This window comes from Kitasatospora sp. NPDC030952 (genome assembly GCF_055571335.1).
This window is the reverse complement of record NZ_JBVIFM010000032.1, coordinates 38,679-53,964: the sequence shown is the minus strand read 5'-3', so window position 1 is coordinate 53,964 and position 15,286 is coordinate 38,679. Positions and strand designations below refer to the sequence as shown.

Annotated in this window: 12 protein-coding genes and 2 pseudogenes; 4 read left to right on the top strand and 10 right to left on the bottom strand. The window is 75.6% G+C overall.

Annotation, left to right across the window (positions count from 1 at the left end):
• Window positions 1-47 precede the first annotated feature (47 nt).
• The 3 genes and pseudogenes from ACZ47G_RS35895 to ACZ47G_RS35885 all read right to left on the bottom strand — a co-directional run.
• The gene (locus tag ACZ47G_RS35895; protein ID WP_465750066.1) at window positions 48-701 is read right to left on the bottom strand and encodes a methyltransferase domain-containing protein; all 654 of its coding nucleotides are present in this window, start codon (window positions 699-701) and stop codon (window positions 48-50) included.
• On the bottom strand, window positions 698-1,225 hold the full coding sequence (locus ACZ47G_RS35890; protein ID WP_465750116.1) for a TIGR04282 family arsenosugar biosynthesis glycosyltransferase: 528 nt from the start codon (window positions 1,223-1,225) through the stop codon (window positions 698-700). Before ACZ47G_RS35890 ends, ACZ47G_RS35895 begins: the two co-directional genes overlap by 4 nt.
• A gap of 102 nt (window positions 1,226-1,327) precedes the next feature.
• A pseudogene (locus ACZ47G_RS35885) lies at window positions 1,328-2,038 on the bottom strand (glycosyltransferase family 2 protein); the annotation flags it as partial.
• A gap of 299 nt (window positions 2,039-2,337) precedes the next feature.
• Here ACZ47G_RS35885 and ACZ47G_RS35880 point away from each other — a divergent pair.
• Both ACZ47G_RS35880 and ACZ47G_RS35875 read left to right on the top strand, forming a co-directional pair.
• Window positions 2,338-3,120, top strand: coding sequence for a response regulator transcription factor (locus ACZ47G_RS35880; protein WP_465750114.1), 783 nt, complete (start codon window positions 2,338-2,340; stop codon window positions 3,118-3,120).
• Complete coding sequence (locus tag ACZ47G_RS35875; RefSeq protein WP_465750064.1) at window positions 3,117-4,265, top strand: sensor histidine kinase; 1,149 nt, start codon at window positions 3,117-3,119, stop codon at window positions 4,263-4,265. Before ACZ47G_RS35880 ends, ACZ47G_RS35875 begins: the two co-directional genes overlap by 4 nt.
• Before the next feature lie 13 nt (window positions 4,266-4,278).
• Here ACZ47G_RS35875 and ACZ47G_RS35870 read toward each other — a convergent pair whose 3' ends face one another.
• Window positions 4,279-5,334: an NAD-dependent epimerase/dehydratase family protein gene (locus ACZ47G_RS35870; RefSeq protein ID WP_465750062.1), complete on the bottom strand. Its 1,056-nt coding sequence runs from the start codon at window positions 5,332-5,334 to the stop codon at window positions 4,279-4,281.
• Window positions 5,335-5,786: 452 nt separating this feature from the next.
• Window positions 5,787-6,356 (bottom strand): NADPH-dependent FMN reductase, encoded by a 570-nt coding sequence (locus tag ACZ47G_RS35865; RefSeq protein ID WP_465750060.1) that lies wholly within the window; start codon window positions 6,354-6,356, stop codon window positions 5,787-5,789.
• Between the two features lie 207 nt (window positions 6,357-6,563).
• Here ACZ47G_RS35865 and ACZ47G_RS35860 point away from each other — a divergent pair, with 207 nt between their 5' ends.
• Window positions 6,564-7,595, top strand: coding sequence for an AraC family transcriptional regulator ligand-binding domain-containing protein (locus tag ACZ47G_RS35860; RefSeq protein ID WP_465750058.1), 1,032 nt, complete (start codon window positions 6,564-6,566; stop codon window positions 7,593-7,595).
• An 87-nt stretch (window positions 7,596-7,682) separates the two neighbouring features.
• On the opposite strand, the gene ACZ47G_RS35855 is transcribed toward ACZ47G_RS35860, so the two are convergent.
• Window positions 7,683-8,723, bottom strand: a complete 1,041-nt coding sequence (locus tag ACZ47G_RS35855) for a hypothetical protein (protein WP_465750056.1) — start codon at window positions 8,721-8,723, stop codon at window positions 7,683-7,685.
• Window positions 8,724-10,193 (bottom strand): phenylacetate--CoA ligase family protein, encoded by a 1,470-nt coding sequence (locus ACZ47G_RS35850; protein ID WP_465750054.1) that lies wholly within the window; start codon window positions 10,191-10,193, stop codon window positions 8,724-8,726.
• Between the two features lie 539 nt (window positions 10,194-10,732).
• Between ACZ47G_RS35850 and ACZ47G_RS35845 the strand changes: the two genes are divergently transcribed.
• Window positions 10,733-12,124: an alpha/beta fold hydrolase gene (locus tag ACZ47G_RS35845; RefSeq protein ID WP_465750052.1), complete on the top strand. Its 1,392-nt coding sequence runs from the start codon at window positions 10,733-10,735 to the stop codon at window positions 12,122-12,124.
• 73 nt (window positions 12,125-12,197) lie between these two features.
• On the opposite strand, the pseudogene ACZ47G_RS35840 reads toward ACZ47G_RS35845, so the two are convergent.
• From ACZ47G_RS35840 to ACZ47G_RS35830, 3 genes and pseudogenes are all read right to left on the bottom strand, one after another.
• A pseudogene (locus ACZ47G_RS35840) lies at window positions 12,198-12,461 on the bottom strand (transcriptional regulator); the annotation flags it as partial.
• On the bottom strand, window positions 12,455-12,676 hold the full coding sequence (locus tag ACZ47G_RS35835) for a helix-turn-helix domain-containing protein (RefSeq protein WP_465750050.1): 222 nt from the start codon (window positions 12,674-12,676) through the stop codon (window positions 12,455-12,457). The pseudogene ACZ47G_RS35840 and the gene ACZ47G_RS35835, both read right to left, overlap by 7 nt.
• A gap of 301 nt (window positions 12,677-12,977) precedes the next feature.
• Window positions 12,978-15,152, bottom strand: coding sequence for an NEW3 domain-containing protein (locus tag ACZ47G_RS35830; RefSeq protein ID WP_465750048.1), 2,175 nt, complete (start codon window positions 15,150-15,152; stop codon window positions 12,978-12,980).
• Between the last annotated feature and the right edge of the window lie 134 nt (window positions 15,153-15,286).

Genomic DNA, 15,286 nt, shown 5'->3' with positions numbered 1-15,286 from the left:
CGGACGACGCGCACCAGTGTGGCGCACGGGGCTCCGTGCGGGCCGGTTCAGCCCTTGCGCAGGGCGAGGAAGCGGCGGCCGTGCGAGGTCCAGCGCTCCGCCTCGACCAGCCCGGCGGCGCGGGCCCGTCGCAGGGCGGCGGCCGTTCCGAGCCGCGCCCAGGGGAAGGCCGGGCCGAGTCGGCCGTCCGGCCCCTCCACCCGGACGACGGACCGCTCGTCCACCTCCTCCGCCTCCACCTCCACCAGCAACAGCCCCTCGGGGGCGAGGAGTTCGGCACCCCGGCGGAGCAGGGCGTCCGGGTCGCCGCCGATGCCGAGGTTGCCGTCCGCGAGCAGGGCAGCGCCCCAGCGGCCCTCGGCGGGCAGCCGGTCGAACACCGAACGGCAGAGCGCCGCCCCGCCCAGGCCCACCGTGCGGGCCACCGCCGCCCTGGTGACGTCCACCCCGAGGGCCGGCACCCCGAGGGCGAGCAGCGCGGCCACCAGCCGGCCCGGGCCGCAGCCGAGGTCCAGGACGGGCGCGGCCAGCCGGGCGCAGCGCAGCAGCAGGCTGTGGTCGGCGCCGGCCGCCGGGGCGCACCAGCGCTCGATGTCCAGGTGCAGCCGCCGGCCGTCCTCGCGGCGCAGCCAGAGCGGGCCGTAGCCGGTGCGGACGGCCTCCGCGAAGGGGTCGTCCACCCAGGGTGCGGCGACCGTCAACTCGCCACCTCCGGAACGGAGTCGAGGGCGCGCAGCCGGGTGGCGAAGCGGCTGTGCGGGGCTTCCTCGGCCACCTGCCGGGCGTCGTCGACGGTGTCGACGTCGGTCAGCCGGGGCAGCCGGTGGACGGTCAGGCCGGCCTCCGCGAGCCGCCGGAGCAGGGCCGCGCCGGTGTCCGGGGTGGACATCGGGACGTCGTGCAGCAGGTGTGCCGCCAGCCGCTCGGTCGGCCGGGCCAGGCCGAGCGCCCAGAACCCGCCGTCGGCCGCCGGGCCGTACCAGGCGTCCAGGCCCGGCCGCCGGGCGGCGGACAGCGGTTCGGCGAGGGCGGCCGGGTCCAGTTGCGGGGTGTCCATGCCGACCAGCAGCGCGGGGGCGTCCGGGGCCAGCCGGGCGGCGTGGGCGAAGGCGGCGGCGAGCCGTCGGTCCAGGCCGCCGCCGCACTGGGGGAGGACGTCCCAGCCCGGCGGCAGCCAGTCGCCCGGCTCGCCGTCCAGGACCAGCAGGCGGCGCCCGGCGGGCATCGCGGTCAGGGCGTGCAGGGTGTCGGCCAGCGCGGCCTCGGCCAGGGCGGCGGCCTGCGCCGGGGTGCAGGGCGGGGTGAGCCGGGTCTTCACCCGGCCGGGGACGGGCGCCTTGGCGATCACCAGCAGGGTGGGCGGCGGCGCGGCCAGCACCGCCCGCATGTCGCGGACGGCCTGGCGGGTGCCGCGCAGGGTGCCGGTGACCTTGGAGCGGCCCGCGCGCGGCAGGTAGTCGACGGGCGTCTCGGCGATCCGCAGCCCGGCGGCGGAGGCCGCCAGGACCATCTCCAGCGGGTAGCCGGAGCGCCGGTCGCCGAGCCCGAGGGCGAGCAGCCGTTCCCGCCGGGCGGCCCGCATCGGGCCGAGGTCGTGCAGCCGGGCGCCGGTGCGGGCCCGCAGCCGGCGGGCGAGGACGGCATTGGCCAGCCGGGCGTGCACCGGCCAGGCGCCGGCGGTGGCGGGCCGGCGGCGGCCGAGCACCAGGTCGGCGGCGCCGGCCAGCACCGGGCCGGTGACCCGGGGGAGTTGGGCCGGGTCGAGCGAGCCGTCGCAGTCCATGAAGCAGACCAGCTCGGCGGTGGCGGCGCGCAGCCCGGCGTGGCAGGCGGCGCCGAAGCCGCGCCGGGGTTCCTCGACGACGGTGGCGCCGAGGGAGCGGGCCAGCTCGGCGGAGCCGTCGCGCGAGCCGTTGTCCACGACGACGGCCCGCCAGCCGGCCGGGATGCGTCCGAGCACCCAGGGCAGGGCGGCGGCCTCGTCGAGGCAGGGCAGGACGACGTCGACGACCGCTGCGGGAGCGAGGGGAGGAGTCACGCCGGTCACGCTAACCGCGGCCGGCACCGCCGGGGCCCAGCCGCGCCCTTACGGAAGTACGACGGCCGGGCGGCGGGGCCCGTTCGGGGGAGCGCGCGCCGGTGCCGGGCACCGCCGCGAGGTTCTTACGGAAGTCGGACGCGGGGCCCGCAGGCCGTCCGCCGGGGCCGGCGCCTCGTATCCTCGGCGGGGTGAACGAGAGCCCCATCCCCGCCGGAGCGGCGCCCATCCCCGCCGGAGCGGTGCCCGCCCCGGCCGGCCCGGCGACCGCCCCCGCCGGCCCGGCGCGGCCAGGCCGCATCCTGGTGGTCGACGACGACCCCACCGTGGCCGAGGTCGTCGCCGGCTACCTCACCCGGGCCGGTCACCAGGTCGACCGCGCCGCCGACGGCCCCGCGGGGCTGGCCCTGGCCCGTAGCGCCCGGCCGGACCTGCTGGTCCTGGACCTGATGCTCCCGGGCATCGACGGCCTGGAGATCCTCCGCAGGCTGCGGGCCGACCCGGACGGTGCGGAGCTGCCGGTCGTCCTGCTCACCGCCAAGGGCGACGAGACCGATCGCATCCTCGGGCTGGAACTGGGCGCGGACGACTACGTCACCAAGCCGTTCAGCCCGCGCGAACTCGTCCTGCGGGTGCAGTCGGTGCTGCGCCGCTCCCGTGCGGGCGCGGCGGCCGGACCGGTCGGCGGGCGGGTGGTCTCGGGGGACGTCGCGCTCGACCCGCAGGCCCGCCGGGCGTACCGGGACGGACGTGAACTGGCGCTCACCCTGCGGGAGTTCGATCTGCTGGCATTCCTGCTCCGGCACCCGCACACGGTGTTCGCCCGGCAGGAGCTGATGGAGCGGGTCTGGGGCTGGGACTTCGGCGACCTCTCCACGGTGACCGTCCACGTCCGCCGCCTGCGGGAGAAGATCGAGGACGACCCGGCCGCGCCGCGGCTGATCTCCACGGTCTGGGGCGTGGGCTACCGCTACGACCCGGCCCCGGCCGGAGGCCCGGAGTCCGGCAGAGCGGCGGGCGGCCCGGAGTCCGGCGGAGCGGCGGGCGGTCCGGAGACGGGCGGAGAGGGCGGGGCGGCGTGAAGGACCTGCTGCTGATCGCCCTGTTCGCCGCGCTCGGCGCCGGCGGGGCCGGCCTGCTCGGCTGGCTGGCGGTGCGGCTGCTGCGGCGCCGTTCGCTCGCGCTGTCGCTGTTCTGCGTCGCCGCCGTCACCGTGCTGGCGGTCACCTCCGGGACCTTCGCGGTGGCCCAGGCGATGTTCCTGTCCCGGCACGATCTGGGCGTGGTGATCACGGTGCTGGCGATGGCCGCCGTGGTCTCGCTGGCCACCGCGGCGCTGCTCGGGCGCCAGGTGGTGGCCGGGAGCCGGGCGCTGACCGCCGCCGCCCGGACGGTCGGCAGCGACACCGGGTTCGCCGCGCCGGAGCGCCCGCTGGGCCTGGAGCTGGCCCAGCTGGGCGCCGAACTGGCCGCCACCAGCGCCCGGCTCGCGGAGTCCCGGGCCCGGACCCAGGCCCTGGACGCCTCCCGCCGCGAGCTGATCGCCTGGATCTCGCACGACCTGCGCACCCCGCTGGCGGGCCTGCGGGCCATGGCGGAGGCGCTGGAGGACGGCGTCGCCGAGCACCCGCAGGACTACCTGCGGCGGATGCGCGCCGAGGTCGAGCGGCTCACCGGGATGGTGGACGACCTCTTCGAGCTGTCCCGGATCCAGGCCGGGGCGCTGGCCCTGTCGGTGTCCCGGGTGTCGGTGTACGACCTGGTCGACGAGGCGCTCGCCGGGGCCCATCCGCTGGCCCGCCAGCGCGGGGTCCGGCTGGAGGGCGGGCAGGTCGCCGCCGAACCGGTGGAGGTGGACTCCGGCGAGATCACCCGGGTGCTCGGCAACCTGCTGGTCAACGCCATCCGGTCGACCCCGGAGGACGGCGTGGTCGCCGTCTCCGCCCGCCGGGAGGCGGACGAGGTGGTGCTGGCGGTCACCGACGGCTGCGGCGGCATCCCGGAGCCGGACCTGCCCCGGGTGTTCGAGACGGGCTGGCGCGGCAGCACCGCCCGCACGCCCCGCTCGGCCGATCCGGGCAGCGCCCGGGAGCGGGGTGAGGGCGGCGCCGGGCTCGGGCTGGCCATCGTCCGCGGCATCGTGGAGGCGCACGCCGGGCGGGCCCGGGTGCGCAACGTCGCCGGGGGTTGCTGCTTCGAGATCGTGCTGCCGGCCGCCCGGGGCTGAGCACCGGGCGCGGTCACCCGCGCTGGGGCGCCGCCGCGAACTCCGTCATGCCCGCCGTGAAGGCCACCCGGGCCCGCCAGCCCAGCTCCGCGCGCAGCCGCGCGGAGTCCGCGGTGATGTGCCGGACGTCGCCGAGCCGGTACTGGCCGGTGACCACCGGCGCCGGCCCGCCGTGGGCGGCGGCCAGCGCCCCGGCCATCTCGCCGACCGTACGGACTTCGCCGCTGCCGGTGTTGTACGCCCGGACGCTGCCCGGCGGGCGGTCGCCGACGGCCGTGAGCGCGGCCAGGTTGGCGTCCGCGACGTCCCGGACGTGCACGAAGTCCCGGCGCTGCCCGCCGTCCTCGAACACCCGCGGCGCCTCGCCCCGGGCCAGCGCCGAGCGGAACAGCGAGGCCACCCCGGCGTACGGGGTGTCGCGCGGCATCCCGGGGCCGTAGACGTTGTGGTAGCGCAGCGTCAGGAGCCGGCCGCCGCAGGCGCGGGCCCAGGCGCCGGCCAGGTGCTCCTGGGCGAGCTTGGTGGCCGCGTAGACGTTGCGCGGGTCGGCCGGGGCGTCCTCGGCGACCAGGCCGGGGTGCAGCGCGGCGCCGCACTCGGGGCAGGGCGGCTCGAAGCGGCCGGCGTCCAACTCGCCGGGGTGCCGGGGGCCGGGGGCGACCTCCCCGTGTTCCGGGCAGCGGTAGCGGCCCTCGCCGTAGACCACCATGGAGCCGCCGAGGACCAGGCTGCGCACCCCCGCGCGGGCCATCGCGGCGAGCAGGACGGCCGTGCCCAGGTCGTTGCAGCCCGCGTAGGCGGGCGCGTCGTCGAGGTCCAGGCCCAGGCCCACCATGGCGGCCTGGTGGCAGACCGCGTCCACCCCGGCCAGCGCCGAGCCGACCGCCGCCTCGTCCCGGACGTCCCCGTGCCGGAAGTCGACGCCCTCCGGCAGCGCGGGGCACGCCCCGGTGGGGTGGACGGCGGGCAGCAGCGCGTCCAGGACCCGGACGTCGTGGCCCGCCGCGACCAGGGCCCGCACGACCGCCGAACCGATGAACCCGGCGCCGCCGGTGACCAGAATCCTCATGACCGGCGACGCTATCGCCCGCCGCCCCGGCGACGGGCCGATCCGGAGGTCGTGTCACGCTTCGGTAAGACTCCGGGCGGTGCCGTGCTCTGTCGACAACAGTCGACAACAGTCGACAACAGTCGACATCCGGCGACTCGGTCGACCGCGAGGTAGCGCTGGGTAGAGATGACATGTACGCTGCGTGTCGCCGGATGAACAGCAATCGGGCCCGGCCGCTGCTCCGTGGGGGGAGTCACGCCCAGGCCCGGTCACCGGTCGGGGCCCGGTCGCACTCGTGGGGGAGTTGCGGCCGGGCCCATAACCGGTTGCTGGTCTTATGCCCGCCCTGAAGCCCCGTCAGACCTGCCAACTGTCCAGTAGGAGACCGGTTCCGGGCTCGTCCGTCCAGAACTCCAGGTCAGCGAAGCGGGATTGGTCGGTCCTGGGGTCCGTCCACCGGGTCTTGCGGATCAGCGCGCGGCGGTGATCTTCTGCTTGAGTGCGCCGAGGAGGTCCTGGAGGAGCGCGATGGTGCCCTCGTCCACCAGGTCGCCCTGCTCGTCGAAGCGCTCGTGCGAGCGGAAGACGATGACCTCGGGCTTCACCACGACGTCGCTGTGCGTCCAGATGAACACCTGCCGCAGCGCCAGCTGGGCCCGGACCGAGCCGAAGTTGGTCGGGGCGGCACCGAGGATCGCGATCGGCTTGCGCTGCAGCGGAAGGCCCTCGGACTTGGTCCAGTCGGTGCTGACCCAGTCGATCGCGTTCTTCAGGACACCGGGGACGGAGTAGTTGAACTCCGGTGTGGCGATCAGCAGTCCGTCGGCCGCGGCGATGCGGTCGCGCAGCTCCTGCACGACGGCGGGCCGGGCCTCGGGGGTGTCCAGGTCGAAGTCGTAGGGCGGGATCTCCCGCAGGCGGTCGTACACCTCGATCTCCAGGCCGCCCGGGTTGAGCTTGCGGGCGGCGTGCAGCAGGGCGGTGTTGTGGGACTGCGTGCGCAGGCTGCCGGATATGGCGAGGATCTTCAGGTCGGTCATGGCTGGTCCTTGGCTCGGGAACTGCGGGGAACCCACCGGCCCCCCGGTTTCGACCGTAGGCGGGGCCGGGCCGCCCGGCGGGAGGCCGGACGCGTCACCGGGGGGACCGACGGCGCCAGCGGGGACCGTTCACGCCGGGAGGGGGGCACTTCGCGACCGGTGGGTGCCCCGGCCTTGCTCTCTGGCGTGCCATTAGACTCGCGCGCTGTGCACAGAGACACGGTTCCCGCCCACCTGGTGCGGCTCGTCCGCAACAGCGCGCTCCGCCTGGGGATCTCCCCGCAGGAGATCGCGCTGGCCACCGGGCTGGAACCGGCCGCACTCGCCGATGACCTGACGCGGGTCCCCACCGCCGCGATCAACCGGATCTGGGAGCTGATCTTCGCCCGGGGCGGGGACGGGGCCGGCCTCCTGGTCGCCTCGGACGCCCCGACGGGCAGCCTGCACGCCTGGGACTACCTGGTCACCAGCGCCCCCACACTGGCCGACGGCCTGCGGGAGGGCGCCCGTTGGATCACCGCGCTGACCGACCCGGCCGTCTCGCTCGACGTGATCGAGGACGGCCGGCGGCTCACCCTGAACTACCACGGGCTGCCGTTCCGGGACGGCGTGGACCGGGAGATCAGCGTCTTCGCCCTGGCCACCTTCCTGCGGCGGATGCGGGAGGCCGGCGGCACCTCGGCCGGATTGGCCCGGGTGGCCTTCGCCCACCCGGCACCACGACGGCACCGCCACCTGGTCGACGCCTTCGGCACCGCCCGCATCGACTTCGACCAGCCCGCCAACTCGATCGTCCTGCTCGACGCCGGGCGGGCGGCCGCCACCGCGGACCCGGAACTGGCCCGCATCATGCGGCGCTACGTCGAGCTGGGCCTGGCCGCGGCCAGGCCGGCCCCCGACTGGCGCGACACCTTCCGGGCCACCCTGGCCGAAGCCCTGGCCGACGACCTGCTCTCGCTGGAACGCGTCGCCGGCCGGCTCGCGGTGAGCCCGCGCACCCTGCAGCGCCGGCTCAGCGACCACGGCACGACCTGGCGCGAGGAGATCGACGCGGTCCGCCACGAACGGGCCGCCCACCTGCTGCGGGACACCCGGCTCTCGGTCCAGTCGATCGCCGCCCGCCTCGGCTACGCCGACCCGCGGGCCATGCGCCGGGCCTTCCAGCGCTGGACCGGCCACACCCCGGACAGCTACCGGAAGTCGGCCCTCCTCCCGGCGGGCGCCGCCGAGAACGGCTGAGACGGGCGGACCGCTCAGAGGGGCAGGTCCATCCGCTGCTCGACGGTGTCCAGGCCGAACTTGTGCGCCGGGCGGCAGACGGTGAGCTCAGACCATCCGGGCCGTGGTGGGGGCCTCCGCCCCCTGGCGGCGGGCATCGCGGCGGGCCCGCCCCGGGGTCGGTCCGGTGCCCAGCACCCGGCCGGCGCCGAGGGCCAGCCAGCTGCCCGGCGGCGCGCCCTCGGGGGCGGGGGCGGCCAGGGCGGCGGCGAGTTCCGTGTCGGACGGTGGCGGCGGGCCGGAACGGCCCTCGCGCCACTGGGCGGTGGTGCGCTCGCCGCCCGAGCGGCGCCGCCAGTGGAGGTGCTGGGCGACGATCAGCGGGCCGAGCGCGGTGAGCAACGGGAAGCCGGTGGACAGCAGGCCGAGCGCGAAGCAGGCGCTGACGGCGCTCGTCACCAGCAGGCCGGCCAGGGCGGCCGCCCACGCGGCGGTGCGGCCGTAGGCCTTGGCGGCGACCAGCGGGAACAGGACGAGCAGCAGCAGGTCGCCGAGGCCGACCGCGACCGGCTGGGGCCCGCCGGTGAGGGCCAGCATCGGGGCGAACGGCCGGTCGCGGACCTGCTCGAAGAAGCGGGCGGTGGTGTCGGTGAGAGTGGTGGCGACCAGGTCGTAGCCGGTGAGCACGGCGGCCAGCGCGGCGGTGTGGCCCGCCCGCAGGCCGCTCTGGGTCCACAGGTTGGCGACGCCGACCACCGCGACGGCGATCAGCAGGTCGCCGCCGGCCCGGGCGCCGCCAGGGTGGCCGGTGAGGGCGGCGAGTCCGGTGGCGGCGGTGCCGCCGAGGGCGGCCGCCCAGGACCACGGCGCGGCCCGCAGCCCGGTGGCGGCGAGCAGCGGGGCGAGGGTGAACTGCACGGCCAGGCAGAGCACCAGGCCGAACACGGCGGAGACGGCCGCCCCGGGCAGCGCGGTGTACAGCAGCGGCGCGACGACCACACCGGCGCACAGCACGGCGATGTCGCCCCCGGTGTACACCCCGACCGGCGGCCGGGGCATCCGGACCCCGGCCAGGTACCGGGCCGCGACGGCGATCTCGACGGCCACGGCGCCGCTCAGCGCGGTGAGCGCGAGGGGGCTGACGTCCATTCACGGCCTCCCGGGGCGCCCGGCGCCCGATGTCTCGAAGCTGTGTTCGCGCAGGTCGGCGCGGACGGGGGCGGTCGGCGGCATGGTGGCCCGGTCCTCGTGCAGCACGATGCCGGCCAGCCGCAGCCCGGCCTCCCCGGCCCGTTCCTCCAGCCGGCCGTGCAGGGCGGTCGCGGGCAGCCGGGGGACCAGCAGGTGCAGCCGGGCGGGGCCCTCCGGTCCGTCCGGCCCCTCGGTGAGGGCGTGGCGGGCGGGCAGCGGGACCTCCGGTTCGGCCTCCACCAGGTCGAGCACCTGCCGGGTGGTGACGGCGGTGCTCAGCGGGCCGGACCAGCGGCCGAGGATCTCCGAGGTGGCCGGCAGGTGGGCGAGTTCGCAGTCCGGCGGCCCGTCCGGGAGGCGGACCAGGTCCCCGGTGGCGTAGCGCAGCAGCAGGGTGCACTCGCGGTAGGGCACGTACGGGGTGTGCACCACGGTGCCGATCCCGCCCGGAGCGGTCGGCTCCCCGCTGACCGGGTCGAGCACCTCCAGGTGCCCGAACTCGGTGGTGTGGTGCAGATGGCCCCGGGCGCAGGGGGTGGCGCCGGACGGCAGGATCTCGGTCATCAGGTACGCGGAGGACACCGCGGCGCCGAACACCGCCTCGGCCCGGCGGCGCAGCGGCGCGGAGAGCACCTCGCCGCCGACGCTGATCGACTCCAGGCCGAAGTCGGCGCTCTGCCACTTCTGCCGCTCGGCCTCCTGGACCAGGGCGGCCAGGTAGGAGGCGGAGGTGGTCAGATGGGTGATCTGCGGGTCCTTGCCGGGCAGGCCGAGCGGGGCCGCCAGGCGGTCCAGCGCCAGCGCCGGGTCGACGGTGCCGAACTGGACGAAGCCGGCGCCGGTGCGGGTGGTCGACTCCTCGGCGTACACCAGCGGCAGGGTGGCGCGGGAGCAGCCGGCGTAGGCGACGGTGTGGCGGGGCCGCAGCCCGAGGCCGAGCACGGCGGAGATGGTGCTGAAGGCGATGGCGGTCTCGATCTCGTCGCGGGAGAACCACACCGCGGTGGGGGTGCCGCTGGTGCCGGTGGTGAGCGCCATCAGGGCCGGCGAGGCGGCGGCGGAGACGAAGGCGGCGGGCAGCGCGCGCAGCGCCTGCTTGGGGGTGACCGGCACCCGCGACCAGTCCTCCGGCTCCAACGTGGCCGGATCGAGGTCGAGTTCGGCGAACAGCCGGTGGTAGTAGGCGGTGTGCCGGGCGGCGGCGCGGGCGGTGGCGCGCAGGCTGCGCCGGGCCACCTCGCGGCGCAGCTGGGGGTCGACGTGCCCGGCCCGGCCGGGCAGCAGCGCGGAGTCCTCGCCGGGCTCGCCGAACTCGGCGATGGTGGCGACCAGGTCGCGGGCGAGGCGTTCCAGGTCGCCCGGCCGGATCCGGCGATTCGTCAGGATCGACGCGCCGTAGCGCAGTTGGCTCATTGCGGTCGCGAACAAGCGGGCTCCCCGGGCCAGGGTCGGACGGTACGCCACCCGGCCCTGGCCGGGGTCGTGCGGATCAGGCCATGTGCAGGAACATCGCGGCGGTGAGGGTGCTGAAGGCGTACTTGAGGTAGTGCTTGACCATGCTCGGTTCCTCCTCCGTGCGGGCGCGCGCGGCGAGTTGGGGCCGAGCGCGCTGCGGTGTCGCCCGCAGGACGTGGTCGGCGGGCAGCGGCAGTCTAGGGGCGGTGCGGGCGCCGGGAACAGCCCATGTGCATGGGTAATTCTCCTGTGATTCATATCAGTTGTCAGTTGCCCCGGCGGGAAGGCTCTGGTGGGCGCTCAGCGGCAGGTCCGGCACCCCGGGGTCGGACAGCCCGGCCCGCCGCCCTCGCGGGCGTCGTACGAACTCCTGTGCGCCCCTTGCGCCATTCGGGTTCTGACGGTCCGTCCCCGGCGGTTCCGGCCCGAACTCTCGCCAGTGGCGTGCCCCGGAGTGCAGGCTGCTTCCGTGGCCGCGCCAGTACGGACGCGGCGTGACCGGAAGGACGAACATGACGAGCACACGAGGCCGCGTCGCCGCCCTGCTGGGCGCCGTCGCGGTGGTCGCCGGCACCACACTGGCCGGCCCGGCCGTCGCGGCGCCGGCCGACCCGCGGCGGTACGGCGGCGGAATCACCGGGCAGGCGCCCTGCCCGGACGCGCCCGAGTTCACCTGCGGCACCCTCACCGTGCCGCTCGACCACGGCGGCGCCACCCCCGGCACCCTCCCGCTCGACGTGGCGATGAGCGGCAACGCCGACGCCCCCAAGGGCGACCTGCTGTTCCTGGTCGGCGGCCCCGGCCAGCCCGGCGTCCCGACGATCAAGCGGATGGCGGACAAGCTGGCGCCCGTCCTCAAGGACTACCGCCTGGTGATGTTCGACCAGCGCGGCACCGGCCGGGGCGCGCTCCAGTGCCCGGGACTCCAGGAGGACATGGGCTCCTCCGACCTCGCCCTGCCCCGCAAGCAGTCCATCGCCGCCTGCGCCACCGCCCTCGGCCCGAACGCCCGCTTCTACAGCACGGCCGCCACCGTCGCCGACATCGACCTGCTGCGGCGCGCCCTCGGCGACCGGCGCCTCACCCTGGACGGCGTCTCCTACGGCACCGTCGTCGCCAGGCGCTACGCCCTCGCCCACCCGGACCGGGTGGCCCGGCTGGTGCTCGACTCGGTGGCGCCGCGCGAGGGCTTCGACCCCCTGGACCTGGCCGCGCTGCCCGCCACCGCCCGGGTCCTGCGGGCCGCCTGCCGGGCCACCGGCTGCACCACCGACCCGGCCGCCGACCTCGCCGCCACCGTCCGGCGGTACGGCAACGGGGCGCAGATCCTGAGCGCGCTCACCGGCTACGAGTTCATCGACCCGGACTACGGCGCCGTCCCGGAGATCCTGCACGAGGCCGCCGCCGGGCAGCCCGCCAAGCTCCAGGACTTCTTCGACCTCGTCCACCGGGAGGTCGACGCCGCCCCGGCCGAGGAGCTCAGCCAGGGGCTGCACTCCGCCGCCCTGTGCGCCGACTCACGCTTCCCGTGGGGCACCGCCGACACCCCCGTCGAGGGCCGCGCGGCGGCGGTGGAGCGCACCCGGCAGCGGCTCACCGCCGAGCAGACCTGGCCGTACGACCCGGCGACCGCGACCGGGCTGGGCTCCCTGCTGGTCTGCCTGGACTGGCCGCGTGAGCAGGTGCCGCCGCTGCCGCCGGAGCACCGCAAGCTGCCCGACGTGCCGGTGCTGCTGCTCGGCGGGGACCGGGACCTGGCCACGCCGTACGAATGGCTGTACCAGCAGGCCGAGTCGGCGCACCACCCGGAGATCGTGATCGTGCCCGGAGCGGCGCACTCGGTGCAGAACCGGGCGGCCAACCCGGCCGGGCGGCAGGCGGTCTACGACTTCCTGCTGAAGTAGCGGACACCGTCAAGCGGGCCGTTCCGTACGGGGGGACGGAACGGCCCGGCCTCAGGGCCTGTCCACGGCCTCCTCAGCCGCCCTCGCGCTTGATCCACTCGCTGTAGCCCGGCGGGTAGTCGTAGCCGGGGCGGTTGACGTTCGCGCTGGTGCGGAAGGGCGTCCCGCGGTTGTCGACCCGGACGGTGCCGTGGCGGTCCCCGCTGGACCAGTCCACGCTGAGGTCCCAGCGGACGTCGTGCGCCTTGGCGTGCGCGACGACGTAGAAGACCTCCGGGTCGGACTCGCTGACCTTGTACGGGAAGTCGCGCTGGCCGCCCTTGACGGTGATCACCGGACCGCGTCGGCCAGGATCCAGCTCCGGTGCAGCTCCATCAGCTCTTCCGGCGTCGCGCGGCACAGGCGGGCGAACCGCTCCGCCGCCACGAACTCATGGGGCAGCGCCGTGCCGTTGCAGTAGCGGTGCAGCGTGGACGTGCTGGTGTGCAGCCGCTTGGCCAGCGTCCCGTAGCTCAGTCCGGAGCGGGCCTTGAGCCGGTCCACCCTACCCATCGCACCGGTGGACCTCCCGGCCGGGACGGCTCGCTCCGCACGCACCCGTGTTCGCCGTCCAACTCGCCCTCACCGCAGGCGAATCCGACCGGGTCGAAGGTCCTGCTGACGGACCACGTGGTGCCGGGGCAGCGGGATCAAGTGGCGGGTGACAGTGGTGTTCCCGGTGGCCGGTGGCAGCCTGAGCGCGGCCCGTCGCTCCCGCCGCTGACCTGCGACGGCCGTCGGGCGGCCGGGTTCGGCCGCCCGACGGTTCGGGTCTCGGCGGGGCTCTCCAGGAGCACCGTTCGGGCGGAACGGGTCAGGGCTGGACGGTCAGGGCGAACAGGTGGATCGCGGGGGCGTCGGGCAGGGTGACGGAGCGGACGGTCTTGCCGGGCGTCAGCGGGACGGTGTTGGTGAAGACGCCGTAGCCGATGCCGTAATTGGCCGGGCCGGTGGGCGTGTTGCGGTGGTCGGTGGTGAAGGCGGGCTTGGCGCCGTAGGCGTCGGTGGGGGCGCAGCACCAGTTGGGGAAGCCGAGTTGGCCGGTGCTGGTGGTGCCGTCGGTGTAGGTGACGGTGACCGTGCCGGCGGTGAAGCCCGCTTCGGCGCCGAGGAAGCCCAGCGCCTGGCCCTGGCCGCCGAGGGTGATCTGCTGGCCGGCGGCGGACACGTTGTCGGCGGTGCCCGGGTCCGCGGACGGCCAGGTGAAGCCGAGGCCGTTGGCGCTGATGGCGGCGCCCGGGGTGGCGCCGGCCTTGGCCAGGGCCTCGGTCGAGTAGCTGTCACCGTTGCCGTCGAAGTCGCCGGGCGCGGGGTCGCTCTCGGAGGTGGCGCCGACGTTGTTGAACGCGGCCGTCAGCGAGGGGTAGGGCACGACCTGCACGATCGTCTGATCGCCGCTGACCGTGTCGACCTCGGTCGGCCGGGCCCGGTAGCTCGCGGTGGCGGTGATCGCGGTGACCGTGGTGCCGGGGGTGCCCTGCGGGCCGTGCACCGTCACGATGGCCGAAGCCGTCCCGCCCGGTTCGATGCGGGGCAGGGCGGCGGTGGCCGGGGTGACGGTCCAGCCGGCGGGGGCGCTGATCCGCAGCCGGGCGTCGTCGAGCGGGACGGCGCCGTGCTCGGCCAGGGTGATCCGGTAGGTGCCGGGGGCCTGCGCGGTGCTGATGTCCTGCCAGGTGAGGGCGGTCGCCGGTGCCGCGCCGCGGGTGGCGCCGGGATGGACCCGGTAGAGGACGGTGGCGTGCGGTGGCACGTCCGCGGAGATCACGCCGGTCGTCTCGGTGACCTGCTTGGTCACCAGGTCCTTGAGCGCGTAGCCGGCGGTGGCGGGCAGGCCGGCCCGGGCGGCGGTCGTGGTGATGGTCTGCGCGGTGTCGGAGGAGTTGAAGAGCGCGACCGCGCGGTCCCCGCCGGCCAGCGGCTTGCTGAGCACGTCGTAGCCGGTGCCCTGCTGGACGATCTGGCCCTGGACGCCGAGCCGGTCCTGGTCGACGGCGATGACGTCCTCGTTGCCGAGGGCGGTCAGCGCGGCCGGGGAGAGGTGGGTGAGGTCGGTGCTGGAGATCAGTGGCGCGGCCATCACGGCCCAGAGCGAGACCTGGCTCTGGATCTCGTCCTGGCTGAGCCCGGAATCCCCGGCGAGCAGGAAGTCGGGGTCGTTCCAGCGGCCGGGCCGCTGGAACGCGGTCAGCCCGACGTTGTAGCCGTAGTTGTCCTTGATCGAGGCCCACTTGTCGCGGCCGGGGGCCTGGCCGAGCGCGATGTCGTCGCCCTCCCGCCACAGGTTGCCGAGCTGCGCGGACCAGCGGATGACGGAGTCCCAGTTCGCCGTGCCCTGGAAGTAGGCGGGTGCGGAGATCGAGAAGACCATCGGGCGGTGGGTGTTGAGCAGGGCCCGGCTCATCGCGGTGTAGGTGTCGCGGTAGCTCTGCTCGTCGGTCTCGCCGGGCTTGGTGGGGACGTTGCAGCCGTCGAGCTTGACGTAGTCGACCGCCCAGGACGCGAACAGGTCGGCGTCCTGCTGCCAGTGGTCGAGGGAGCCGGGATAGCCGCCGCAGGTGGTCGTCCCGGCGTCCTCGTAGATGCCGAACTTCAGCCCGAGCTGGTGGAGTTGCCGCCCGAGGTAGGCCATCCCGTGCGGGAACAGGGCGGGGTCGGCGACCAGGGCGCCCTTGGCGTCGCGCTGCTGGGACATCCAGCAGTCGTCGATGGTGACGGTGTCGTAGCCCTTCTTCGCCAGCCCGGTGGTGACCAGGGCCCGGGCGTTGCCGAGGATCGTCTTCTCGTCGATCCCGCACTGGTAGTACGACCAGTCGTTCCAGCCCATGGGCGGGGTGGGGGCGTAGTCGGGGTACTGGGCGGTGGCGCCCGGCGGGGCGGGCGGTGCGGCGGCCGCGGGGTGGGCGAGGAGCGTTCCCGTGGACGCCGCGGCGAGCGTCGTACAGCAGGCGACGGCGGCACGGAGCCACCGGGGGAGGGCAGTTGACACGCTTCGACCTCACGGAGTCTTCGGGGTCAGGGCATGGTGAACGGCGTTGCCTCAGCGGGATCAGTTGTACGGGGCTCTGCTCATTTCTGACAAGACCACGGCAGGATCAATCAGTAACGATCAGATCCGAGGCG

What these genes read in the sequence shown, in the direction of transcription:
- ACZ47G_RS35890 (WP_465750116.1), bottom strand. Translation starts at nt 1,225, where the DNA reads ATGCCCGCCGGGCGCCGCCTGCTGGTCCTGGACGGCGAGCCGGGCGAC.
- ACZ47G_RS35845 (WP_465750052.1), top strand. Translation starts at nt 10,733, where the DNA reads ATGACGAGCACACGAGGCCGCGTCGCCGCCCTGCTGGGCGCCGTCGCG.
- ACZ47G_RS35870 (WP_465750062.1), bottom strand. Translation starts at nt 5,334, where the DNA reads ATGAGGATTCTGGTCACCGGCGGCGCCGGGTTCATCGGTTCGGCGGTC.
- ACZ47G_RS35865 (WP_465750060.1), bottom strand. Translation starts at nt 6,356, where the DNA reads ATGACCGACCTGAAGATCCTCGCCATATCCGGCAGCCTGCGCACGCAG.
- ACZ47G_RS35835 (WP_465750050.1), bottom strand. Translation starts at nt 12,676, where the DNA reads ATGGGTAGGGTGGACCGGCTCAAGGCCCGCTCCGGACTGAGCTACGGG.
- ACZ47G_RS35855 (WP_465750056.1), bottom strand. Translation starts at nt 8,723, where the DNA reads ATGGACGTCAGCCCCCTCGCGCTCACCGCGCTGAGCGGCGCCGTGGCC.